The sequence below is a fragment of the Paraburkholderia sp. EB58 genome, from assembly GCF_050436665.1.
In the GTDB taxonomy this organism is placed as follows: Bacteria; Pseudomonadota; Gammaproteobacteria; order Burkholderiales; family Burkholderiaceae; genus Paraburkholderia.
This window is the reverse complement of record NZ_JBNDMQ010000010.1, coordinates 16,314-37,785: the sequence shown is the minus strand read 5'-3', so window position 1 is coordinate 37,785 and position 21,472 is coordinate 16,314. Positions and strand designations below refer to the sequence as shown.

Annotated in this window: 22 protein-coding genes; 13 read left to right on the top strand and 9 right to left on the bottom strand. The window is 64.3% G+C overall.

The annotated features are described in order from the left end of the window. The first annotated feature begins 2 nt into the window (after positions 1 to 2). The 4 genes from efeB to P3T40_RS16405 all read left to right on the top strand — a co-directional run bounded on the left by efeB (position 3) and on the right by P3T40_RS16405 (position 5,206). The gene (gene efeB, locus P3T40_RS16420) at positions 3 to 1,298 is read left to right on the top strand and encodes an iron uptake transporter deferrochelatase/peroxidase subunit (protein WP_429268776.1); all 1,296 of its coding nucleotides are present in this window, start codon (positions 3 to 5) and stop codon (positions 1,296 to 1,298) included. A gap of 174 nt (positions 1,299 to 1,472) precedes the next feature. Then, complete coding sequence (locus P3T40_RS16415; RefSeq protein ID WP_429268775.1) at positions 1,473 to 2,504, top strand: iron ABC transporter substrate-binding protein; 1,032 nt, start codon at positions 1,473 to 1,475, stop codon at positions 2,502 to 2,504. Next, on the top strand, positions 2,505 to 4,109 hold the full coding sequence (locus P3T40_RS16410; protein WP_429268774.1) for an ABC transporter permease: 1,605 nt from the start codon (positions 2,505 to 2,507) through the stop codon (positions 4,107 to 4,109). Between the two features lie 38 nt (positions 4,110 to 4,147). Continuing rightward, positions 4,148 to 5,206 (top strand): ABC transporter ATP-binding protein, encoded by a 1,059-nt coding sequence (locus tag P3T40_RS16405; RefSeq protein WP_429268773.1) that lies wholly within the window; start codon positions 4,148 to 4,150, stop codon positions 5,204 to 5,206. Here the strand turns inward: P3T40_RS16405 and P3T40_RS16400 are convergent. Continuing rightward, positions 5,191 to 6,135, bottom strand: a complete 945-nt coding sequence (locus P3T40_RS16400) for a LysR substrate-binding domain-containing protein (protein ID WP_429268772.1) — start codon at positions 6,133 to 6,135, stop codon at positions 5,191 to 5,193. The two genes, P3T40_RS16405 and P3T40_RS16400, sit on opposite strands and share 16 nt — an antisense overlap. 101 nt (positions 6,136 to 6,236) lie before the next feature. Between P3T40_RS16400 and P3T40_RS16395 the strand changes: the two genes are divergently transcribed. Then, positions 6,237 to 7,160 (top strand): DMT family transporter, encoded by a 924-nt coding sequence (locus P3T40_RS16395; protein ID WP_429268771.1) that lies wholly within the window; start codon positions 6,237 to 6,239, stop codon positions 7,158 to 7,160. Positions 7,161 to 7,202: 42 nt separating this feature from the next. Here the strand turns inward: P3T40_RS16395 and P3T40_RS16390 are convergent, their stop codons facing one another. From P3T40_RS16390 to P3T40_RS16380, 3 genes are all read right to left on the bottom strand, one after another. Next, positions 7,203 to 7,505, bottom strand: a complete 303-nt coding sequence (locus P3T40_RS16390) for a Txe/YoeB family addiction module toxin (RefSeq protein ID WP_429268770.1) — start codon at positions 7,503 to 7,505, stop codon at positions 7,203 to 7,205. Beyond that, complete coding sequence (locus P3T40_RS16385; protein ID WP_429268769.1) at positions 7,462 to 7,755, bottom strand: type II toxin-antitoxin system Phd/YefM family antitoxin; 294 nt, start codon at positions 7,753 to 7,755, stop codon at positions 7,462 to 7,464. Before P3T40_RS16385 ends, P3T40_RS16390 begins: the two co-directional genes overlap by 44 nt. 291 nt (positions 7,756 to 8,046) lie before the next feature. Beyond that, positions 8,047 to 9,345 carry an MFS transporter gene (locus tag P3T40_RS16380; RefSeq protein ID WP_429268768.1) on the bottom strand — a complete coding sequence of 433 codons (1,299 nt, stop codon included), beginning with the start codon at positions 9,343 to 9,345 and terminating at the stop codon, positions 8,047 to 8,049. A 204-nt stretch (positions 9,346 to 9,549) separates the two neighbouring features. Between P3T40_RS16380 and P3T40_RS16375 the strand changes: the two genes are divergently transcribed. From P3T40_RS16375 to mdcH, 8 genes are read left to right on the top strand one after another with little or no spacing between them, the layout of a single operon-like run. Continuing rightward, positions 9,550 to 10,329, top strand: a complete 780-nt coding sequence (locus P3T40_RS16375; protein WP_429268767.1) for a GntR family transcriptional regulator — start codon at positions 9,550 to 9,552, stop codon at positions 10,327 to 10,329. A gap of 8 nt (positions 10,330 to 10,337) precedes the next feature. Then, entirely contained in the window at positions 10,338 to 12,017 is a 1,680-nt protein-coding gene (mdcA, locus tag P3T40_RS16370; RefSeq protein ID WP_429268766.1) for a malonate decarboxylase subunit alpha, read from the top strand. 2 nt (positions 12,018 to 12,019) lie between these two features. Beyond that, a complete protein-coding gene (locus tag P3T40_RS16365; protein ID WP_429268765.1) occupies positions 12,020 to 13,186 on the top strand; it encodes a triphosphoribosyl-dephospho-CoA synthase in 1,167 nt (388 codons plus the stop codon). Continuing rightward, complete coding sequence (locus tag P3T40_RS16360) at positions 13,174 to 13,479, top strand: malonate decarboxylase subunit delta (RefSeq protein WP_429268764.1); 306 nt, start codon at positions 13,174 to 13,176, stop codon at positions 13,477 to 13,479. Before P3T40_RS16365 ends, P3T40_RS16360 begins: the two co-directional genes overlap by 13 nt. Then, complete coding sequence (locus P3T40_RS16355; protein WP_429268763.1) at positions 13,476 to 14,372, top strand: biotin-independent malonate decarboxylase subunit beta; 897 nt, start codon at positions 13,476 to 13,478, stop codon at positions 14,370 to 14,372. The genes P3T40_RS16360 and P3T40_RS16355 overlap by 4 nt, the downstream gene beginning before the upstream one ends. Beyond that, positions 14,369 to 15,184, top strand: coding sequence for a biotin-independent malonate decarboxylase subunit gamma (mdcE, locus tag P3T40_RS16350; RefSeq protein WP_429268762.1), 816 nt, complete (start codon positions 14,369 to 14,371; stop codon positions 15,182 to 15,184). Before P3T40_RS16355 ends, mdcE begins: the two co-directional genes overlap by 4 nt. Further along, positions 15,184 to 15,891 carry a malonate decarboxylase holo-ACP synthase gene (locus P3T40_RS16345; RefSeq protein ID WP_429268761.1) on the top strand — a complete coding sequence of 236 codons (708 nt, stop codon included), beginning with the start codon at positions 15,184 to 15,186 and terminating at the stop codon, positions 15,889 to 15,891. The genes mdcE and P3T40_RS16345 overlap by 1 nt, the downstream gene beginning before the upstream one ends. Next, complete coding sequence (gene mdcH, locus P3T40_RS16340; RefSeq protein ID WP_429269013.1) at positions 15,891 to 16,829, top strand: malonate decarboxylase subunit epsilon; 939 nt, start codon at positions 15,891 to 15,893, stop codon at positions 16,827 to 16,829. Before P3T40_RS16345 ends, mdcH begins: the two co-directional genes overlap by 1 nt. A 39-nt stretch (positions 16,830 to 16,868) precedes the next feature. On the opposite strand, the gene P3T40_RS16335 is transcribed toward mdcH, so the two are convergent. The 5 genes from P3T40_RS16335 to P3T40_RS16315 all read right to left on the bottom strand — a co-directional run bounded on the left by P3T40_RS16335 (position 16,869) and on the right by P3T40_RS16315 (position 21,421). Next, the gene (locus tag P3T40_RS16335; RefSeq protein WP_429268760.1) at positions 16,869 to 17,189 is read right to left on the bottom strand and encodes a type II toxin-antitoxin system PemK/MazF family toxin; all 321 of its coding nucleotides are present in this window, start codon (positions 17,187 to 17,189) and stop codon (positions 16,869 to 16,871) included. Continuing rightward, positions 17,183 to 17,431, bottom strand: coding sequence for an AbrB/MazE/SpoVT family DNA-binding domain-containing protein (locus tag P3T40_RS16330; RefSeq protein ID WP_429268759.1), 249 nt, complete (start codon positions 17,429 to 17,431; stop codon positions 17,183 to 17,185). The genes P3T40_RS16335 and P3T40_RS16330 overlap by 7 nt, the downstream gene beginning before the upstream one ends. A gap of 242 nt (positions 17,432 to 17,673) precedes the next feature. Then, positions 17,674 to 18,795, bottom strand: coding sequence for a galactofuranose ABC transporter, permease protein YjfF (gene yjfF, locus P3T40_RS16325; protein WP_429268758.1), 1,122 nt, complete (start codon positions 18,793 to 18,795; stop codon positions 17,674 to 17,676). Next, positions 18,792 to 19,823 carry an ABC transporter permease gene (locus P3T40_RS16320; protein ID WP_429268757.1) on the bottom strand — a complete coding sequence of 344 codons (1,032 nt, stop codon included), beginning with the start codon at positions 19,821 to 19,823 and terminating at the stop codon, positions 18,792 to 18,794. The genes yjfF and P3T40_RS16320 overlap by 4 nt, the downstream gene beginning before the upstream one ends. After that, complete coding sequence (locus P3T40_RS16315) at positions 19,820 to 21,421, bottom strand: sugar ABC transporter ATP-binding protein (protein ID WP_429268756.1); 1,602 nt, start codon at positions 21,419 to 21,421, stop codon at positions 19,820 to 19,822. The genes P3T40_RS16320 and P3T40_RS16315 overlap by 4 nt, the downstream gene beginning before the upstream one ends. Positions 21,422 to 21,472: the final 51 nt, after the last annotated feature.

Sequence of the window (21,472 nt, the reverse complement as noted above, 5' to 3'; positions counted from 1 at the left end):
TCATGGCAAACGATACAAATCCCCCCACACGGCCTGCCCGACGCGGCTTTCTGAAGGCGGGGGGGGCGGCGGTCGCTGCGGGCGCGAGCCTCTCTGCGACCGGCGTCGCCCACGCCACGCTCAGCAAGTCGCAGGCGCACGCCGACGACCCCTACCTCGCCGTCGAACCGTTCTTCGGCGAACATCAGGGCGGCATCGTCACGCCGCAGCAGGCGCATATCTACGTCGCAGCGCTCGATCTCACGACGACCAAACGCGAAGACGTGATCGGCCTGCTGCGCACGTGGACCGACGCCGCCGCTCGCATGGCCCAGGGCCAGCCCGCTGGCGCGCTGCCCGGCGCCGACGGCAAGGCCGCGCCGGATTCCGGCGACGTGCTCGGCCTCGGTGCGGCCGGCCTGACGGTGACCTTCGGCTTCGGCCCGGGCCTGTTCACGTCAGACGGCAAGGACCGCTACGGCATCGCCAATCGCCGCCCGGCTGCGCTCGTCGATCTGCCGCGCTTTAACGGCGACCAGTTGCTGCCGGAAAAGACCGGCGGCGACCTCTTCATTCAGGCCTGTGCAAACGACGCGCAAGTGGCCTTCCATGCCGTGCGCCAACTGGTGCGCCAGAGCTACGGCATCGCGGCGATGCGCTGGGGCCAGCAGGGCTTTCTGTCGGGTCCGCGTGGCCAGACGCCGCGCAACCTGATGGGCTTCAAGGACGGCACCAACAATCCGTCGACGAAAAAGCCTGAGCTGATGAATCAGTTCGTCTGGGCCAACGGCACGGATGCTCCGTGGATGCAAGGCGGCTCGTATGGCGTCGTGCGGCGCATCCGCATCACGCTCGAGCACTGGGACAACACCGAGGCCGATTTCCAGGAACAGGTATTCGGCCGTCACAAGTACAGCGGCGCGCCGATCGGCAAGAAGAACGAATTCGAGCCGCTCGATCTCGACGCGCAAGACAAGGACGGTAATCCGGTGATTCCGGAGAACTCGCATGTCCGACTGTCGAACCAGGCCACCAACAACGGCGCGCAGATTCTGCGCCGCTCGTACTCGTACAACGACAGCTCGAATTTCTATATCGAGCGCTGGCCGCCATGGCGCCAGGAAACGGAGTACGACGCCGGGCTGATTTTCATTGCCTATCAGGGCGACCCGCGTGCCGGCTTTATCCCCATCAACGAGAAGCTCTCGAAGTTCGACATGATGAACCAGTTCACGACGCACGTCGGCAGCGCGGTGTTCGCCTGCCCGCCGGGCGCCAAGCCAGGTTCGTACATCGGCGCGGGGCTGTTCGAAACGTAAGGTGTGAACGCCGCACTCGCGGCGCTCACCCAGCAGGTTTGGCTGAACTTGATTGAACTTGATTGAGCGCGCGGGAACCGCAGCATCGGCGCCGCGACCGGCACCCGCAAGGGGTCGGTCGTGGCTCGCCGCGCGTGAAATAGATCGATACCATCACAAAAGGAATTTTGAATCATGACTCATTCCTGGCTTGGCAACCGTGTCCGCGTAATCAGCGGCGCGGCAGCTCTTCTGTTGGCGACGCTGGGTGCAGCACCACTCGCCGCCCACGCTGCATCGATCACGCTCTATAGCGCGCAGCACGAGCAGGTCGTCAACGCGCTCGCGAAGGACTTCGAAAATCAAACCGGCATCTCCGTCAAGATCCGCACCGGCGAAGGCCCCGCGCTGGCAGCCCAGCTCGTCGCGGAAGGCACCGCGTCGCCCGCCGACGTGTACTTCACGGAAAACTCGCCTGAACTGATGCTGCTGGAAGAGAAAGGGTTGCTCGGCAAGGTGGATGCCGCGACGCTGTCGACCGTCCCGGCGCGTTTCGATTCGCCGACCGGCGTATGGGTTGGCGTGACCGCACGTGAAAACGTGCTGGCCTACAACACGGCCAAGGTCAAGCCGGACCAGTTGCCGCAATCGCTGTTCGATCTGGCCAAGCCGCAATGGAAGGGCAAGGTCGGCATTGCCCCGAGCGACGGCGACTTCCTGCCGCTCGTGAGCGCAGTCATCGCATTGAAGGGCGAAGCGCAGACGCTCGACTGGCTGAAGGGCCTGAAGGCCAACTCGCAGATCTTCGACGACGACGAAGGCGTGGTGGCGGCGGTGAATCGCGGCGCAGTGGAAACCGGCCTCATCAACAACTACTACTGGGCGCGCCTGCATGCCGAAATCGGCGACAAGGCCACCCGTAGCGCGCTCTATCACTTCAGCAACGGCGATGCCGGCGCACTCGTCAATGTTTCGGGTGCAGCAGTGCTGAAGTCCGCCCACAACGCGGACGGCGCACAGAAGTTCCTGGCTTACCTGGTCAGTGAACGCGCCCAGGAACTGATGGCGAAGGGCCACGTCGACTTCGAGTACCCGCTGCATAGCGGTGTCGCACCGGATCCGATCCTCAAGCCGTTCAACGAACTGAGCCCGCCGACGCTGACGGTGCAGCAACTCGGTGACGACAGCCAGGCCGGCAAACTCCTGCGTCAGGCCGGACTGCTGTAAATGAGCGACGCCGTGTCAGCCGCCGCGCCGGCTGTTGCCTCTGAACCGGCGCGTGGCCGCAAGCGCGCGCCGGCTGGTTTGTTCGCAGCTGCCGCGCTGAGCGCGCTGCTGGTGTTGCTGCCGCTCGCCTTTACCGTCTGGCGGGCGGCAAGTTTTGGCTTCGCTGAGGCGGCCGAACTGGTGTTTCGGCCGCTCGTCGGCGAACTGCTCGTCAATACGCTGATGATCACGGTGTCGGCCACGCTCGCTTCGGCCGTGCTGGGCACGGCGGCCGCCTGGTTTGTCGAACGCACCCGCTTGCCCGGCCGCCGCTTCTGGGCCGTGGCAATGGCTGCGCCGCTTGCGATGCCGCCGTTCATCACGAGCTATGCCTGGGTGTCGTTCAGCCTGGACCTGCAGGACTTCAACGGCGCCTTGCTGGTTATTACGTCCTCCTATTTTCCGCTGGTCTATTTGCCGGTGGCCGCTGCGCTGCGCAGCATGGACCCGGCTCTGGAAGAAAGCGCCCGCTCCCTCGGCTGCGGCCGTTGGACCACATTTTCCCGCGTGATCCTGCCGCAACTGCGCCCGGCACTGCTCGGCGGCATGCTGCTGGTCGCGCTCGGCGTGATGGCCGAATTCGGCGCGTTCACGCTGCTGCGTTTTCATACCTTCACGACCGAAATCTACGCCGAATACCGCACCAGCTTCGATGGCCCGGGTGCCTCGCTGCTCGCCTGCCTGTTGATCGTGATGTGCCTCGTGGTGCTCGCGTTCGAATTTCGCGTGCGCGGCGCGGCGCGTTATGAGCGCGTCGACCGCGGCGCGCGGCGCGCCATCTTGCGCTATGACCTTGGCGCGTGGCGCTGGCTGGTGGTCGCGGGCTTTGTCGCGCTGACCATCGCCACGCTGGGTGTGCCGCTCGGCATGATCGGCTACTGGCTCACGCAGCCGGGTGCGGCCGCAGTCACGCCGGCCGACGTCTCGCCCGAACTGCTGTTCAATGCGACGCTTACGTCGCTCGGCTTCGGACTCGGTGCCGCCGTCCTTACCACCCTGCTGATTGTGCCTCTGGCGTTCCTGCTGGTGCGCTACCCGGGACGACTCGCTACGCTGTTCGAGCGCACCGTATTCCTCGCGCAAGGCATCCCTGGTCTCGTCATCGCGCTTGCCATCGTGTCGCTGGCCGTGCATTCGTTGCAGCCGCTCTATCAGAGCACCACGCTGCTGATCATCGCCTACTCGATCCTGTTTCTGCCACTGGCTTTGGTCAGCGTGCGCGCTGCGTTGATGCAGGCGCAGCCGCGTCTTGAAGAAACTGCACGTGCGCTTGGATTAGGCTGGTGGCAAACGCTGGTACGGGTGCTACTGCCGCTTGCCGGGCCGGGTCTGGGCGCAGCGGCCTCGATGGTGTTCATCTCGGTCGTCACCGAACTCAACGCTACACTCCTGCTCTCGCCCGCCGGCACCCAGACGCTCGCCACCCAGGTCTGGGCCGATACGTCGACCATGGCCTTTGCCGCCGCCGCGCCCTACGCGGCGCTGCTCACGGGCATCTCGCTGTGCGCCTCGGGCCTGCTGTTCACGCTGCTCGGCCGCTCGGCGCTGCTCGGCGAACGCAGCTGAGACTGCGTCGTCATTCCCGCTTTCCCCATCGGATTCTCATGAGCGAACTTCGTATCTGCGGCCTGCAAAAATCGTTCGACGGCAACCCGGTGCTGCACGGCATCGACCTGTCCGTCGAGCGCGGCACGCTGCTCGCCCTGCTCGGTCCGTCCGGCAGCGGCAAAACCACGCTATTGCGCGTGCTGTGCGGCTTCGAACGCGCGGACCGCGGCACGGTGGAAATCGACGGCCGGCGCGTCGCCGGCGATGCGCTGCACGTGCCGTCGGAACAACGCCGCATTGGTTATGTGCCGCAGGAAGGTGCGCTGTTTCCACATCTGTCGGTGGCGGACAATATCGTCTTCGGTCTGCCTCGTACGCAACGGCGCGCGCGGCATCGCGTTGCCGAACTGCTGGAACTTGTCGGCTTGCCGGCCTCGTTTGCCGAGCGCGCCCCGCAGCAGCTCTCCGGTGGCCAGCAACAGCGGGTGGCACTGGCGCGCGCGCTGGCACCCTCGCCCACGCTGGTGATGTTAGACGAGCCGTTCTCCTCGCTCGACGCGGCGCTGCGCCTCGAAACCCGTCAGGCTGTGGCAAGCGCGCTGGCGGCAGCCGGCGCCACTGCCGTGCTGGTGACGCACGATCAGTCGGAAGCGCTCTCGCTCGGCCATGAGGTCGCGGTACTGTGGCACGGCAAGCTGATCCAGACGGCGACGCCGGAGATGATTTACCGCCGACCGGTCACGCGCGAGCTGGCCTCGTTTATCGGCGAGGCGGTATTGCTGCAAGGCGTCGCTGCGCGCGACCGGGTAACCTGCGAACTTGGCGAACTGACGCTGTCCGCGCCTGCGAAAGATGGCGCCGTGGACGTGATGGTCCGCCCCGAGCAGATCCGTCTGTGGCGCGCCGACGAAACCACGCCGGACGGTACAGCTTCGTTCGATGCCATCGTTCAGGACGTGATCTTCCAGGGACAGGACGCAGGGGTCGGATTGCAGTTGCAGTCGGCGGCGCGCACTGTGGTACGCGCACGCGTGCCGGGCTACCGGACGCCGCAGCCGGGCGAGCACGTCAGGCTCGCCATCGACGGTGACGTGACGGCTTACGCGCGCGCCTGAACGTCGGAGCCGCGCTCGTCGCGCGGCAAGGTGGAGGGTGTTGAGGACGCAGCCGCCGAAGCGCGCGGCTGCGAGCGCACCGACAAGTCCTGAATCATCTGGGCAGCGAGGTAATCGCAGGTCGGCCGGTCCGATTTCGCGCTGCGCGCCACCACAATCTCCAGCGGTTCGATCTTCGGCAAACCCTGCGCATCGCCCAGTATCGCGAGGCGCGACGGCACACTGCAGCGCGTGAGCGCAATCACGGCCAGCCCCGCATCCACGGTCGCCACGAGACCCAGCAGACTGGCGCTGCTATAGGCGGCACGGTAGCGAATCCGTGCCGAGTCCAGCGCAGCAAGCGTATGGCTGCGCGCCACGCAGCCCGGCTCGTACAACCCCACCGGCAACGGCGACGCCGCCAGCACCGGCGTCTCTTCCGACGCCCCCACCCACACCATCGGTTCGCTGCGCACGTATTCGCCGCGCAGCTTGCGGTCGCGGGTGACGAACGCGAGGTCGATCTTGTTGTCCGCCAGCATCGGCGCGAGCGCCGTGCTTTGCGCACAGACAATCTCAATCTCCACATGCGGGTACAGATTTGAAAAGCGCCTGAGCACCGGGGACAACAACGACGACACGTAGTCGTCCGGCGCCCCCAGCACGACCCGCCCCGTGACCTCGGGCCGCACGATCGCCGACCACGCTTCCTCATGCAGATCGATGACGCGCCGCGCGTATTCGAGCAGCGTATTGCCCGGCCGGGTCAGTGCCAGATTGCGGGTATCGCGGGCAAACAGCGTGGTGCCGAGCATGCCTTCGAGCCGTTTGATCTGCATGCTGACCGCTGCCTGCGAGCGATGCACGGTGGCAGCGGCTTTCGTGAAGCTGCCCGCCTCCACCACGGCGACAAAGGTGCGCAGCAGATCCACGTCAAATTCAGGGTGCATGATTTATAAGCCCGGCTTATCGAATTTCTCAATTTTATTCGTTTGCCGCCTGCCGGCAAGTCCCCGATACTCGACTTCATTACCGTCACGGAGCGTTTTGCATGTCACTCACCACTCGTCAACAGGGCGCCATCACCCTTGCCAGCGGCGGTTTGCTGATGGGGACGATCGGCATCTTCGTCGAGGAAGCACGGCTCGATGCCATGACGATGGTGTTCTTCCGTTGCCTGTTCGGTTTTCTGGCGCTGGCCGGTTATTGCGCGTGGAAGGGATTCTTCAGGGCCCAGCGTTTTACGCTGCGCATGGTGTTGCTCGCGGTGCTGTCCGGCGTGCTGATGGTGACCCAATGGGTCTGGTTCTTCGATGCGATTCACCGCACCAGCATCGCGGTCGCGACGGTGGTGTTTCACGTGCAGCCGTTCTGGGTGGTGCTGATGGGCGCGGCGATCTTTAACGAACGCCTCGGAGGCGACCGGCTCGGCTGGATCGCGACTGCATTTATCGGACTCGTGCTCGCCTCGGGCGTGGCCACGAGCGAAAACCTGCAGGGGCACGCCAGTTATCTGATCGGTGTGGGCGAGGCGCTGGCCGGCTCAGTGCTCTATGCGAGCGTGACGCTGATCGCCAAGAGTCTCGGCAAGTTGCGCCCGCATCTCCTGACGCTCGCGCAGTGTCTGGTCGGAGTGGTATGTCTGGCGTTCATCGCGCCGCTGCATTCTGTGACGCATATCGGCCCGACGCAATGGTTCTGGCTGGTCGGCATGGGCGTGCTGCATACGGGGTTGTCGTATGTGCTGATCTATGGCGCGTTGCCCAAGCTGACCACGCCCGTCATCGCGGTGCTGCTGTTCGTGTACCCGCTTACCGCGATCATTGTCGATGCGGTTGTTTATGGGCGGGCGCTGTCGGCGCCGCAACTAGCCGGTATGGGGCTCATCGTGACGGCGAGTCTTGGTGTCAATCTCGGCTGGCCGCTGGTGTCTCTGCTCCGTCGCGGAGCGCGGGTCAGGCATCCGGTGGATTGAGTCGTCGCGTCGATGCCGGGCATGATGCCCGGCATCGACGCTTCAGTCGTAGTGAAAACGGCAGGCTGCGACGTAGATCAGTCCCTCCTGCGGGAGATAGACGAGACGGTCGGCGTGGGTCACGCGACGCGACCAGAAACCCGTCAGATTGCCGACCAAGGGTTCCGGCTTGCCGGCACCCTTGAAGGGATCACGCCGGCACTCTTCGAGTAATTCGTTGACCTTCTGCAAAACCCTGGGGTCGACCTTCTGCCAATGCAAATAGTCTTCCCAAGCTTCATCCGTGAAGACGAAAACGCTATCAGACCTCACGGCCTCCTTGTTGCGGGCTTTCTGTTTGCTCATCTTTTAGCAGATTACGCGGCGTACCCTTGCGTGCATTGATTTGGGCGACAGAACGTACAAGCCGCTCGGCATTCTTCGGAGAACTCAACAGATACAGGGTCTCCTGCATAGCGCTGAAGTCCTCGAGCGAAACCATCACCACGTGATCGCCGCCTTGCCGGGTAATCAGCATGGGCGTGTGGTCGCGGCATACGTCGTCCATCGCTTGCTTAAAGCCAGCACGGGCCTCGCTGTAAGTAAGGGTGTTCATGGTTTATCCGGCCCGAGGGCATACCCTTCGGCCGCTCCTGATAAAAAAATTAGCGGTATTGAGCGTGCTGAACAAAACCCGCCGGCAAAGGGGCAAGTCCGCTGACCAACACGAGTCGAAACGCACGGATTACGAGATCATTGTACAGAAATCCGTACAACATCTCAAGCGCGTTGCCAGAATGCTGAACACCGTCTAACCAGACCAAAGCATGCCGCGTATCGCGGCCGAATACCACCCAGCCAATCGGCCAACACGCGGCGCGCGAGATAGCGCGCCGCGGATACCCACTCACTGCGGCAACACCTCTCCCTTCGTCTCCGGCGCAAACGGAATGATGAAGAGTCCGACGACAAACGCGAGCGCAGTCAGCGCGACCGGTATGCCGAGCGTATGCATATGTAGCACCGCCGCACCCAGCAGGAAGTTGACGCCCGCGCCGACAAAGCGTCCGAACGACGTACAGAACGCAAATGCCGTCGCCCGCACGCGGGTTTCAAACTGCTCCGGCAACCAAAGGCTGAACAACGCAAAATTGCCGCCGAAGAACCCCAGCACGCACAGCCAGGCGATGAACGGCACCAGCCCGTTAGGCATATAAAACGACCAGCCGAAGCTGCCGGCAATTGCCACCGCCATCCCCGCGAAATAGATCGCCAGAGTGTTTTTACGGCCGATCCGTTCGGCTAGCGGCGGCAGTGCAAGACAGCCGAGAACCGTCGAGATGGACAGCAATCCAGTGGCGATCGACGCCGTGCGGATCGCATCCGGCTTACCCATTCCGGCGCGGGTTGCGAGCTGAATCACCGCCGACGGTTCATAGACCGCTCCTGCCCACAGCCCGATGATCGCAATCGTCAACAAGGCACACGCGACCCAGGTACGGCGCCGGTACATAGGTCCGAGAATCTCGCGTAACGGCTTGGTGCGCACGGCGTTCGGTTCTGCCTTCTGCCACTTTTCCGGCTCCTTCACGCGCAGCAGAATCAGAATCGCAACGACCACCGGCACCGCGCCGGTCAGGAACATCGCGCGCCAGCCGTAATGCACCCCGATCGTGTAATTGAGCGCGGCAGCCAGAAAGAAGCCGGCGTAATAGCCGGTTTGCAGATAACCCGCGCCCATCTTGCGACGGTCCTCCGGCCAGGCCTCCGCCACATAGGTCCCCGCCAGCGCCCATTCGCCGCCGATCCCGACACCCGCGATAAACCGGAAGATGGCCAGCTCCCAGACATTCTGTGAGATAGCCGAAAGTCCCGTAAAAATTGCAAAAGTGAAGATTGTGCCGGCCAGCACCTTGGTACGACCAAAGCGGTCAGCGAGCGGCCCCCAGATGAACGACAGCCCCCAGCCGACCAGGAACAGCGCAAACAGGATTGATCCGGCGAGCCCCACGTTGGCAGGTGTCGCTGCGTAGCCCGAACGCGGCAATAGTTCAGTGAGCGCGGGTGTGAGAACCAGTGCGTAGATGAACGAATCCATCCCGTCCAGCGTCCAGCCCGCCCATGCGCCCCAGAACCCTGAAATCTGCGAGCGGTTCAGTGGCGTGCGATGCCGCGCGACACGCGCGCGGTCCGAGATTGTGTTCATCGTGCTCCTCCAGCCCTACGGTTGAATTGCCAATTGCGAATTGCCTATTCTTAACAACGAGTTAGCGTACGTGCGGTGCTTCAGCGGGCCTTCGCCCGAAAGTCCTGGATACGTCTTGAAGGCGGCGTCCAAGGGTCACGTCCCGCCCGGACCCCGGATTTACCATCTTGCAAACTCACCGTTTTATATATAATATTTGAAATCATGAACGACGCAACCGATGGTTTTCCCCTGGACAGCGCAGCGCGCGTCCCCTTTCTGCCTGTAGCGGTCACGCCGCGGGCGAGCACCTCACGTGTCATTGCGGAGGCGCTGCGCGCGGCGATTGTCGAAGGCACGCTGGCGCCCGGCGCCCCCTTGCGGCAAGACGCGATTGCCCGTCACTTCTCTGTCAGCGCAATTCCCGTGCGCGAAGCGCTGCGGCAACTGGAAAGCGAGGGCTGGGCGAAGGTGGCCGTGAACAAGGGCGCGACGGTCGCGCTGCTGTCGGCAGAGGAAGCCCGTGAGATCTACGAAATCCGCTCGGCGCTGGAAAGTCTTGCCATCGGCCTCGCCATTCCGCGGCACACCGCGGCGACGTTGAGCGAGGCGGAGCAACTGTGCCGCGCTGCGGAGGCCGAGATGGACCCGTCGCTGTACGTCGCCCGCAACGAGGCGTTCCATATGAGCCTGTATGCGCCTGCCGCGCGGCCGCAACTCGAAGAAATGATCACCACGCTGCACCGGCGCGGCGAGCGTTATTTGCGGCTCAAATTCGGACTACCCTTGTACAAGGACGAGTCCGATCGCGAACACGCAGCCATTCTCGACGCGGTGCGCCGCGGCGACATCCCAGCCGCACGCTCGCTCGTCACCGAACATCTGCTTGGCACTGGCGAGCTGCTTTATCGTTTCCTGACCGAACGCGCGCAGGCCGAGGCCGCGCAAGCCAACGGCCGCAAGCCGCGCGCGAAGCGCGCGCGCACCACCCCTACAGGGAGTTGAATCCGCCGATGAATCCACGAGCCGAACCATCCCCCCACTCCGCCAGCGCCCCCGCTGCACGGTCCTGGACCACACTGCGTGACGAAAAAGCCCGGCGGCTTGCTGCCATCGCGCCGTGGCTTGAAGACGGTGTGTTGCCCGCCGCGCGCATCGTCGATGCGCTGGAGACCCTGATTCGCCCCGGCGACCGCGTCGCCCTCGAAGGCGACAACCAGAAGCAGGCCGACTTTCTATCGCGTTCTTTCGCCAAAGTGGATCCGCAAAAGATTCACGACGTGCATCTGCTGATTTCGAGCATTAGCCGTCCTGAGCATCTGACGCTGTTCGAGCGCGGCATCACACGCAAAGTTGACTTCGCCTTCGCGGGAGCGCAGAGCCTGCGCGTCGCGCAACTGCTGGAAGACGACCAACTCGAAATCGGCGCGATCTATACCTATGTCGAGCTGTACGCGCGGATGTTTGTAGACCTGACGCCGAACGTCGCGCTGTTGTGCGCAGACAAAGCGGACCGCCACGGCAATCTCTACACCGGGCCGAACACCGAGGACACGCCCACCATCGCGGAAGCCGCTGCGTTCCGGCACGGCATCGTAATTGTTCAGGTGAACGAAATCGTCGACGAGTTGCCGCGCGTCGATATTCCCGGCTCATGGGTGGACGTGGTCGTGCAGGCCGACCGGCCGTTCGCGGTCGAGCCGCTGTTCACGCGCGATCCGCGCCACATTGGCGATCTGCAGGTGCTGACCGCGATGATGGTGATTCGCGGCATCTACGAAGCGTATGGCGTGACCTCGCTCAATCACGGTATCGGCTTCGATACCGCGGCGATCGAACTGCTGCTGCCCACGTACGGAGAAGCGCTCGGGCTGAAGGGCAAGATTTGCCGCAACTGGACGCTCAATCCGCACCCCACACTGATTCCGGCCATCGAATCGGGCTGGGTCGAAAGCGTGCATTCTTTCGGCAGCGAAGTGGGCATGGAGCAATACATCGAGGCGCGCCCCGACGTTTTCTTTACCGGAAGCGACGGCAGCCTGCGTTCGAACCGCGTGCTGTGCCAGTTGGCCGGGCAATACGGTGTGGACCTGTTCATCGGTTCGACGCTGCAGATCGACGCGGATGCGAATTCGTCGACAGTCACACGCGGGCGGCTCGCCGGCTTCGGCGGTGCGCCGAACATGGGCCACGATCCGCGCGGACGCCGTCATCCGAGCGAAGCGTGGCTCAAGCTATTGAAGGACCAGGGGCCGGTTTCGCGTGGGCAAAAGCTGGTTGTCCAGCTCGCCGAGACGTACAAGAAAGGCGGTGAGCCGACCTTCGTCGACGAACTCGACGCGGTCGCCGTCGGCGCAAAGAGCGGCATGCCGATCGCGCCGGTGATGATCTATGGCGACGACGTCAGCCATGTCGTCACCGAGGAAGGCATCGCGCATCTGCACAAGGCTGAAGGCATCGACGAACGGCGCGCCGCGATAGCGGCGGTAGCGGGCGTCACGCCAATCGGTTTGCGGGCGAAGCCGGAGAAGACGGCTGAGCTGCGCCGGCGCGGCATCGTTGCTTATCCCGAGGATCTCGGTATCCGACGCGGCGAAGCGAAACGCTCGTTGCTGGCCGCGCGCAGCATCGACGATCTGGTGACCTGGTCAGGCGGGTTGTATGCGCCGCCGGCACGTTTCCGGAGCTGGTAACGATGGCCACGCCTGCACTTGTGCCGGTTACGGCTATACGTGGTTCGAGCGGGTCGAGGGTGCCCGCGGGTGAGGAGCTACCGGTCAATGCGTGTGTCGCGGCGCCGTCGGTACGCGTAGCCGAAGCCGGAGCCGGCTGGGAAGCTAGCCTCAACACCGACCTCGAAACCGGCGCCGCCGATGCGCGCCTTGCCCAGTTCGCCGTCACGGCACTGATAGACGAGGCGCAGCTGACACCGAAGCCCGCATTGGTGGACCGGCGCGGCAGCGGCGCGCACCGCGACCTCGATCTCGCCACGATGTTGCGCTCCGCGCAGGCGCTTGAAACGACCTTCGCGGCGCTCGCCGCGGCCGCGCGCCACAGTGCACCCTCAGCGGTCCTGCGCGCCGAACTGGCGCGGATCGGCCGCGTAGGTGAGCAAGCCATGATGCAGGCCACCGGCGGCAGCAACGCGCATCGCGGGGCGATCTGGATTGTAGGCTTGCTGGTGGCGGGAGCGGCGCTGGTCGACGGCGGCCGGAGCACACAGGGGCGTTACGTGCAGCGCAACGTGCAACCCGCTGCGAGTCATGCAACCGCCGCTGGTCGTTCCCAGACGCTCACGCCGATGACCGATGCTATTGGGGCCTCAGGTGCTGGCGCAACCGAAGGCACTGCCGGTTTCAACCTGGCCTCGACAGCCTGCGCGCTGGCCGCCCAGATCGCCTGCTTCCCCGACCGCTTCGCCGCGCCCTCGGACAGCAACGGCGAACGGGCGCGCCAGCGCTATCAGGTAGGCGGCGCGCGGCGCGAAGCGCAGGACGGTTTTCCGCACGTCGTCGCCGTAGGCCTGCCTGCGCTGCTAAAGGCGCGCGCTAACGGCGCGCCGGAAGACGCCGCCCGCCTCGACGCGTTGCTCGCGATCATGGCTTCTCTAGACGACACGTGCCTGTTGCACCGAGCCGGACTTCCCGGTCTGCAAGCCGGGCAGCAAGGCGCACGCGCGGTGCTCGAACTTGGCGGCAGCAGCACCACCGACGGCCGCGCAGCACTCGCCGAACTGGACCGTAGGCTGCTGTTCCTCAACGCATCCCCCGGCGGCGCAGCCGATCTGCTCGCCGCCACCCTTTTCATCGACATGCTGGTGCGTCTCGGCACCGGCGGGAGCCAAGTCTCATGGAAAATCTGACCTTTGATTACCCGGCGCAGCGCGCCGTCACGACCCGTGCGCATGTCGGCGTGGTCGGCTCGGGCGACCTCGAAGTGTTGTTGTCACCGGCCAGTTCAATGACGGCACAAGTTGTCGTGCGGACTAGCGTCGACGGCTATGGCCATATCTGGAAAAGCGTGCTCGACCGCTTCTTTACGCGCTATGACGGCGCCGCGCAGATCGAGATCAACGACTTCGGCGCAACCCCCGGCGTGGTGGCACTGCGCCTTGCGGAAGCGGTCGAGGAAGCAGAACAGGGAGATCAGGCATGAGCACCGTTGCATCCCCCGTGGCTACGCCTCAACCCGCGCTCGTGCTGCATGATAGCTTTATCGAGCTGCCGGCGCGCGAACGCGCCCGCGCCCTGCTCGACGCCGACACGTTTCGCGAACTGCTTGGGCCCTTCGACCGGATCGAGTCGCCTTGGCTGCCGTTGCAGGGCATCGTCTGCCAGGCGGACGACGGCTGCGTGATCGCCCGTGGCACGATCGATGGCGAACCCGCCGTGGTCGCCGCGATCGAGTCGGCGTTTCAGGGCGGCAGCATCGGCGAGGTTTCCGGCAGCAAGATTGCCGCAGCGCTCGAACTTGCCTTGCGCGATTGCGAACGCGGCAAACCGGTCCGTCCGGTGGTGTTGTTCGAAACCGGCGGCGTGCGATTGCAGGAAGCCAATCTGGGCCTCGCCGTCATCGCAGAGATCCAGGCGGCGATCGTCGCGCTGCGCCGGCATGTGCCGGTGGTCGGCGTGATCTCGGGCATGGTGGGTTGCTTCGGCGGCATGTCGTTAGCCGCCGCGCTGTGCTCGTATCTGGTTGTCACCAAACAAGGCCGCCTCGGCATGAACGGGCCCGAAGTGATCGAACAGGAAGCCGGTATCGACGAGCTCGATTCCAGCGACCGCCGCCATGTGTGGCAACTGATCGGTGGCGAACAACGGGCCCTGACGGGCTTTGCAGATGCCCTCGTCGAGGACGATCCGGATGCGCTGCGCACAGCCGTGCGGCGCGCTTTCGCCCAAGGCGTCCCCGCAGCGCATCGGACCGAACAGGTCGACACCTATCTCGACGGACTCGCACAGATGGATCCGGCGAACGTCACACCTGAAACCATGCGGGCGGTGTTTCATCCGACCGCTGCGAACCTCTCCTCCAAGGAGGAAGCATGAACGAACCCTCTCTCACCCGTGGCGCCCGCTGGTTCCGCGCGCTAGCCGGCGAGACGGCCACGGCCGCGCCCGTGTGGAGCGGAGACGCTCCGCTTGGCAACGAAACCGCGCACTTCTTTGCGGTCGTCCCCGATCCGCAGAACCGCTTTCCGCGCGCGACCGATAACGTCGTCGGCCTCGATCAAGGCTGGCTGCTTGCGCGCGCCGTGCGCAAGGCGATCGCCGAGGATGCGCAAAGCGGTACGCGCCGCCCGATCGTCGCGATCGTCGATGTGAAGAGCCAGGCCTACGGCTACCGCGAAGAGACGCTCGGCATTCACCTCGCCTGCGCCGCGGCGGTCGACGCGTATGCATCGGCACGCGACGCCGGTCATCCGGTCGTCGCACTGATCGTTGGTCCGGCGATGTCCGGCGCGTTCCTCGCGCACGGCTACCAGGCCAACCGGATCCTCGCACTCGATGCGCCCGGCACGCTGGTGCATGCAATGGGCAAGGAAGCCGCAGCCCGTGTCACCCGCCGGACGGTCGAAGACCTCGAAGCGCTCGGCGAAACCATCGTGCCGATGTCGTATTCGATGGCCTCGTTCGCCAAACTCGGCCTGCTCGACGAGCTGATCAAAGGCGTCGACGCCGATGCCCCCAGCGACGCGCAGATCGAACAGGTGCGCGACGTGCTGAGCGCTTCAATTCGCAGCGCACGCGAGGACAAGCCCGGTCTCTCGCATCGGCTCCAATCCGATACTGCGAAGAAGACCCGCGCGGCCTCCGTGGAAGTGCGGCGGCGTCTGGCCGAACAGTGGGACGCTGCCTAATGGGGACTTGTGCAGCGCCGACTTGCGCAGCGCCGCCGTTTGCGGCCGACAGCGAGCTTCAACGCGACGTCCGCTGGCAGCCGCACGATCTGCTGCGCTTAAGCCGCTTGCCTTCATTCGACGGCGAGCCTGACTGGGTTCGCACCGCCTTCGCAAGCGCGCCGTTTGCGGTGGTCAGACGCGCGCAGTCAGCGCCGGGCTACATCGCAATCGGCTTGCGCGGCAACGGTCGCGCACAACGCTACGGTACATGGGCCGAAGTCGGCGATGTCGAAGCCGCTATCGCCCCCGAGGACCTCGCAGTCAGTTTGCCTGCCGACGCCGAACGTCGTGCCCTGCCCGCGTTCGCCCTCTACGCCGCCTTGCGCCACGAAGCACTGTACCTTGACGCGTTTTCTTGGGGGCCCACCGGCAGCGCAGGCTTCGAACTGGTGAGCGGCATGCCCACCGTCACGGCGACCAGCGATCTCGACCTGCTGATCCGCACGCCGCGAACCCTCTCGCGCGAGCGCGCCACGCAGATGTTGACCGAACTCGAGTTGCATGCGCAACACGCCGGGATTCGCGTCGACGTCCAACTCGAAACGCCGGCAGGCGGCATTGCGCTCGCGGAATGGGCCGCCGGCAAGCCGCGTGTCATGGCACGTCATGCTCAAGGTCCACGGCTGATTGCCGACCCATGGGCCGTACTCGCCACACACGCGTGATGCTCGCTTACCAGTTTCCCGGCCAGGGCGCGCAAACTGCAGACTTCCTGCATCGATTGCCGCAGCAGGCCGTGGTCACCGCCACGCTCGACGAAGCCTCACAGGCACTCGGTATCGACGTACTGACGCTCGATACACCCGACGCGCTGCGCTCGACGGTCGCGGTTCAGGTCGGGCTGGTGGTGGCTGGCGTCGCGACGGTTCGTCTGTTGGCCGAAGCCCAGGTCACGCCCGATATCAGCGCCGGCCTTTCGGTAGGCGCTTATGCGGCGGCGGTAAGCTGCGGCGCGCTTGAGTTCGCCGACGCGCTGCGCATGGTGCGCAAGCGGGCCCAGTTGATGGAGACCGCGTATCCGTCCGGGTACGGCTTAGCCGCTATTGCCGGCTTGACTGAGCGGCAGTTGGAAACGCTTGCCGAGCAACAGGCGCGGGACGGTCTTCCGCTGGTCTACATCGGCAATGTCAACGCGCCGAGGCAGATCGTCATGGCCGGCGCAGACGCCGCGCTCGAGGCGTTGATAGAACGCGCTTTGGCGGCCGGTGCACGCAAAGCCACGCGTTTGGCTGTAAGCGTGCCGTCCCATTGCGCGTTGCTCGCGGATGCAGCGGACGAATTGATCGACTACGCACGTGATGTGCCGTTTCACGCGCCACGTAGTATCTATGTCGGCAATCGCGGCGGGCGGCCGTTGTATACCGCGGAGGCGATCCGCGACGATCTCGCGACGAACATGCGACACACGGTTCGCTGGTTCGACGCGCTCACTGTCATGCTTGAAATGGACGCGCGCGTAGTAGTTGAAGCGCCGCCGGGTCAGGTATTGACTGACATTGTCCGCGAGCAGTGGCCGCAGACTACGGCGCTAGCCTTGAGCAGCATTGCGCCGGACCGCTGGGTGGCGACGGTACGTCGCCGGGTCGCTGCGGGCGAAGGCTGAACGACGTTGCTGCGATGACGCCATCGCAGCATGGAAACATCACTCGACAAAAATCTCCTGCAACGTCGACAACGCGTTCGATAAAGCCAGATCCGACACTGCCCCTGCTTTCTTTACCAGCCGCGTCTTGTCGACGGTGCGGATCTGGTCGAGCAGGATCAAGCCCTTCTTGCGCAAGAACGTGAGCGGCACGCGAAAAGGCGCGGCTTTGCCGGCGGTTGTCATAGGCGCGACCATTACCGTGCGCAAATGATCGTGCAGCTCCGGTGGCGACACCACCACGCACGGCCGCGTCTTTTGAATCTCACTGCCAATCGTAGGATCGAGCGCAACCAGCCAAACGTCGCCGCGCGCTACCACACGAGCCCCGCGTCATCCGCGTTGGGAAACTCACCCATCACGAGGCTGTCGTCCCCTGCCGCCGCCAACGAGCGGCTCGCGTCCGCCCAACCCGTACGGGCCGGCTTCTGCGGGCGGCGCAATACCAATGCGCTCCCCTCTACTTGCATATCCACTTCGTCCTCCAGTCCTAGTTGGGTCAAGATGGGTTTCGGAATCAGTACACCATGGGAATTGCCCATTCTGCGGATCGTTGTCTTCATGGCGCTACCTGAACAGGAATGCTAAGGGGTTAACGAACTAAAGTAAACACAATGTTATTACATGATAGCACAGCAAATGGCATAGGACGAATCTCACTGCCATGCATTGGGATACGCGCGTCAGCCGCTCGGCTTCTGCGCGTCGGGGACTTTTCGGGGATGTGGCGTGATGGCGTCGCTTATCGTCTGGCTGCGATACGAAACGTGGGCGCTTTGCCTTTGCGCGGGCCGCCCACCTCGCTTCAACGCCCCAGGGCCTTGGGCAAGCCTTCCTGCGGCACGCGCCCAGCCGCTTGCGAGTCCGTAGCGGCCGAGTCGTGACGTGAGCGCTCGCGCGATGGGGTCGACACCACTGCACCCGCAGGACCGCCCGGCCGCCGCACCGAACGTGCATGACGTTCGATCAGGCGTTGCAGCAGGCAGAACGCGCACAGCAGCGCGCCGATCACAATGCGTGTCCACCACGAGCTCAGCGTGCCGTCGAAGGTGATCAACGTCTGGATCGTGCCGAGAATGCCAACGCCGAACAGCGAGCCGATGACATAGCCGACACCACCGGTCAGCAAGGTGCCGCCGATCACAGTGGCCGCGATCGCGTCGAGCTCCATGCCCTGCCCCTGCAATCCATAGCCGGACAGCACGTAGAACGTGAAGACCGCGCCACCGAGCGCCGAACAGAATCCGCTCAGCGCATACACGCCGATTCGCGTATGCGCGACCGGCAGCCCCATCAGCAACGCCGAACGCGGGTTGCCGCCGACCGCATACACATTGCGTCCGAAGCGCGTGAAATGCGCGACGAAAATCGCGGCAACCAGCGTCACCAGCGCGATCAACACATTGGCGCTCACCGAACCGGTGCCTATCGGTAGACGGTACGACGAGATGGCCTTGAAGGTCGGATCGGTGATCGTGATCGACTGCGTGGTGATCAGGAAGCACAGCCCACGTGCGAAGAACATTCCAGCCAGCGTGACGATGAACGGCTGCAAACGGAAAAAGTGAATCAACGCCCCCTGCACCGCGCCGAATAACGCGCCCATCACCAGCACGATCGGCAGGATGACCCAGACCGAGGCATGCATACGTTCAGACAGCACCGCCTCGACGATCGTTGTGAGCGCAACCACCGAACCCACCGAGAGGTCGATCCCACCCGAGACGATCACGAACGTCATGCCGATCGCGACAATCAACAGGAACGCGTTGTCGATCAGCAGATCCAGCAGCACCTGTAGCGAGAAAAAGCCGGTGTACATCACCGAGCCGAAGCCAAAGAGCGCGCAGAACAGCAGGATGGTGACGGCGATCGGCAACGTGCGCGGATCGAAAATACGAGCCCAGATTTCGACTAGCCGTTTCATCGTGCCACCCCGCGCGAACTGAACAGCGACATCGCCAGCGCACGCGCCGAGGGCGACTGGATCACGCTGACCACCAGCACCACTATCGCCTTGACGACGAGCGTCGCTTCGGGCGGCACACCGATGGAATAGGTGGTGTAGGTCAGCGTCTGGATAATGAGCGCACCGAGCACCGTGCCTGCGAGACTGAAGCGGCCGCCGAGCAGCGAGGTGCCACCCAGCGTCACCGCGAGGATGGCGTCGAGTTCCAGCAGCAGTCCGGCGTTATTACCGTCTGCACTGCGTACGTTCGAACTGATCAGGATGCCAGCAATCGCCGCCGTAAGTCCGGAGAAGCCATACACGGCAAACACAATGGCTTTCGAGCGCAGACCCACCAGCCGCGTCGCCACCGGATTCACCCCGATCGCGCGGATAAACAGTCCGAGCGCCGTACCCTCGATGAGCAGCGCCGTCAGCAACACCGCGGCTGTCGCAATCCACACGGAAAACGGCACCGCCAGCAGATAGCCGCCGCCGACGAACAGATAGCCCGCCGCTCCGATTGGAATGATCTGGCCGCCGGTCAGCAACTGCGCGACGCCACGGCCGGCCACCATCAGGATCAAGGTAGCAATGATTGGCTGCATGCCGACGTAAGCTACCAGCATGCCGTTCCACATGCCACTCAGGATCCCGACAATCAGCGCCGCACCCAGCGCCTGCCCAATCAGCCCCGCACTCGGGAAGGGCTGCGTGGCCAGCATGGTGGCCGCTGCGGCGCCAGCAATCGCCACCACGGCGCCGACGGAAATGTCGATGCCGCGCGTGGCAATCACCAACGTCATTCCCGTGGCGACCAGAACCAGCGGCGCCGCCCGATTGAGAATGTCGATCGGCGCGCCGAACAGATGGCCGTCAAGCATGCGTAGCGACAGAAAATGCGGATTGACCCACAGATCGAGCAGGAAAAGCAGTGCGAGTGTCACGCACGGCCAGATCAATGGACGCTCCGCGCCATCACGAGCGAACCAGTTCGATAGCTTCATTCGGCGCTCCCCGCGATCAGTCGATAGATGTTGTCCTCGTTCGACGCGTTGCCCGCCACTTCCGCAATCTTGCGGCGATCGCGCAGCACTGCGACGCGGTGGCTCACCCGCAGCACCTCGCTGACCTCCGACGAGATGAATAGAATCGCGAGGCCGCCCGCGCACAGCGCGAGCATCCGGTCCATGATGTCGAACTTCGCGGCCACGTCGATGCCGCGGGTCGGCTCGTCGAGAATCAGCAGTCTGGGTTCGGTCGCGAGCCAGCGCGCGAGCAGCGCCTTTTGCTGGTTCCCGCCGGAGAGCAGGCCGATCGGCTGTTCAGCGTCCGAGGCTTTGATGCCGAGCCGCTCGATCCACAGATCGGCCAGCTCACGGGCCCGGGAACCGCTGATCTTGCGCAGCCAGCCGCGCTGCGCCTGCAGCGCCAGCAGAATGTTTTCGCGGATCGACAGCTCGGCGACAATGCCCTCCTTCTTGCGGTCTTCCGGACAGTAGCCGATGCCAAGCGCGACGGCATCGTGCGGCGAACGCAGGCGCACCGCTTTCCCGTCTATGGTGATCGTGCCGCTATCGGCACGGTCCGCTCCGAACAGCAGGCGCGCGGTCTCGGTACGTCCCGAGCCGAGCAGCCCCGCCAGACCGAGAATCTGTCCCGGCTGGACGTCGAGATCGACCGGCTGCATCATGCCGCGCCGCCCGACCCCGCGTAACTCGACGAACGGTGGCACGGCCTGCCGCTCTGCAGGCGTTTCGTGCTCGGCCTCCCGAAGCCGGGTCCTCATGCGTTCGTGTCCGACCATCTTCGCGACCAGTTGATCCGCCGACAGATCGCGCGCCAGGTATTCACCCTCGCACTCCCCATTGCGCATTACGGTGATGCGATCGGAAATGGCATAGGTCTGCTCGAGAAAATGCGTCACGAACAGAATCGCAATACCGGATTGCTTAAGATACCGAAGTATTTTGAAAAGCTGTGCCACCTCGCTGTCATCGAGGCTCGAGGTGGGTTCGTCGAGAATCAGCACGCGCGCGTCGACTGAAATCGCCCGCGCGATGGCCACCATCTGCTGCACGGCAATCGGATAGGCATCGAGCGACTTGGTGACATCCAGCGAAACGTCGAGCCGGGCGAGCGCCGCCTGCGCGCGACGCCGGATTTCGCGCCAGTCGATGGCACCGAAACGTTTCGGCTGGCGGCCCGCGAACACGTTTTCCGCCACCGACAGATTGGGACACAGATTCACTTCCTGGTACAGCGTACGCACACCGGCTGCCTCGGCTTCCTGCGGCGAACCGAACGCCACCGGCTGACCGCCAAGCCGCACCACACCGCTATCGGGAGCGACGACCCCCGTCAGCACATTGATCAAGGTGGATTTACCGGCGCCGTTCTGCCCCATCAGCGTGTGCACCTCGCCCGGGAACAGACGGAAGTTGACGTTTTGCAGCGCCTTCACGCCGGGGAACGTTTTGCTGACACCAGCAGTTGCCAGAATTGGCTCAATTTCTCCCGTCTGGGCGCTCGAATCGGCATGCGGCGCCGCCGCCAGGCCGCGACCACGGACGGGGTCGGACGGATCAGGAGTCGGGTGGGCCATAGACCTCGCTCGATGGGTGGAAAAGAGGCCGCCTGCTGCAATCGCAACCGG

Excerpts from the sequence above, each read along its gene's own strand:
- mdcE (WP_429268762.1), top strand. The coding sequence starts at position 14,369 with ATGAACGAACCCTCTCTCACCCGTGGCGCCCGCTGGTTCCGCGCGCTA.
- P3T40_RS16315 (WP_429268756.1), bottom strand. The coding sequence starts at position 21,421 with ATGGCCCACCCGACTCCTGATCCGTCCGACCCCGTCCGTGGTCGCGGC.
- P3T40_RS16385 (WP_429268769.1), bottom strand. The coding sequence starts at position 7,755 with ATGAACACCCTTACTTACAGCGAGGCCCGTGCTGGCTTTAAGCAAGCG.
- efeB (WP_429268776.1), top strand. The coding sequence starts at position 3 with ATGGCAAACGATACAAATCCCCCCACACGGCCTGCCCGACGCGGCTTT.
- P3T40_RS16410 (WP_429268774.1), top strand. The coding sequence starts at position 2,505 with ATGAGCGACGCCGTGTCAGCCGCCGCGCCGGCTGTTGCCTCTGAACCG.
- P3T40_RS16390 (WP_429268770.1), bottom strand. The coding sequence starts at position 7,505 with ATGAGCAAACAGAAAGCCCGCAACAAGGAGGCCGTGAGGTCTGATAGC.
- P3T40_RS16365 (WP_429268765.1), top strand. The coding sequence starts at position 12,020 with ATGGCCACGCCTGCACTTGTGCCGGTTACGGCTATACGTGGTTCGAGC.
- mdcH (WP_429269013.1), top strand. The coding sequence starts at position 15,891 with ATGCTCGCTTACCAGTTTCCCGGCCAGGGCGCGCAAACTGCAGACTTC.
- yjfF (WP_429268758.1), bottom strand. The coding sequence starts at position 18,795 with ATGAAACGGCTAGTCGAAATCTGGGCTCGTATTTTCGATCCGCGCACG.
- P3T40_RS16320 (WP_429268757.1), bottom strand. The coding sequence starts at position 19,823 with ATGAAGCTATCGAACTGGTTCGCTCGTGATGGCGCGGAGCGTCCATTG.
- P3T40_RS16380 (WP_429268768.1), bottom strand. The coding sequence starts at position 9,345 with ATGAACACAATCTCGGACCGCGCGCGTGTCGCGCGGCATCGCACGCCA.
- P3T40_RS16415 (WP_429268775.1), top strand. The coding sequence starts at position 1,473 with ATGACTCATTCCTGGCTTGGCAACCGTGTCCGCGTAATCAGCGGCGCG.
- P3T40_RS16355 (WP_429268763.1), top strand. The coding sequence starts at position 13,476 with ATGAGCACCGTTGCATCCCCCGTGGCTACGCCTCAACCCGCGCTCGTG.
- P3T40_RS16375 (WP_429268767.1), top strand. The coding sequence starts at position 9,550 with ATGAACGACGCAACCGATGGTTTTCCCCTGGACAGCGCAGCGCGCGTC.
- P3T40_RS16360 (WP_429268764.1), top strand. The coding sequence starts at position 13,174 with ATGGAAAATCTGACCTTTGATTACCCGGCGCAGCGCGCCGTCACGACC.
- mdcA (WP_429268766.1), top strand. The coding sequence starts at position 10,338 with ATGAATCCACGAGCCGAACCATCCCCCCACTCCGCCAGCGCCCCCGCT.
- P3T40_RS16395 (WP_429268771.1), top strand. The coding sequence starts at position 6,237 with ATGTCACTCACCACTCGTCAACAGGGCGCCATCACCCTTGCCAGCGGC.
- P3T40_RS16345 (WP_429268761.1), top strand. The coding sequence starts at position 15,184 with ATGGGGACTTGTGCAGCGCCGACTTGCGCAGCGCCGCCGTTTGCGGCC.
- P3T40_RS16405 (WP_429268773.1), top strand. The coding sequence starts at position 4,148 with ATGAGCGAACTTCGTATCTGCGGCCTGCAAAAATCGTTCGACGGCAAC.
- P3T40_RS16400 (WP_429268772.1), bottom strand. The coding sequence starts at position 6,135 with ATGCACCCTGAATTTGACGTGGATCTGCTGCGCACCTTTGTCGCCGTG.
- P3T40_RS16330 (WP_429268759.1), bottom strand. The coding sequence starts at position 17,431 with ATGAAGACAACGATCCGCAGAATGGGCAATTCCCATGGTGTACTGATT.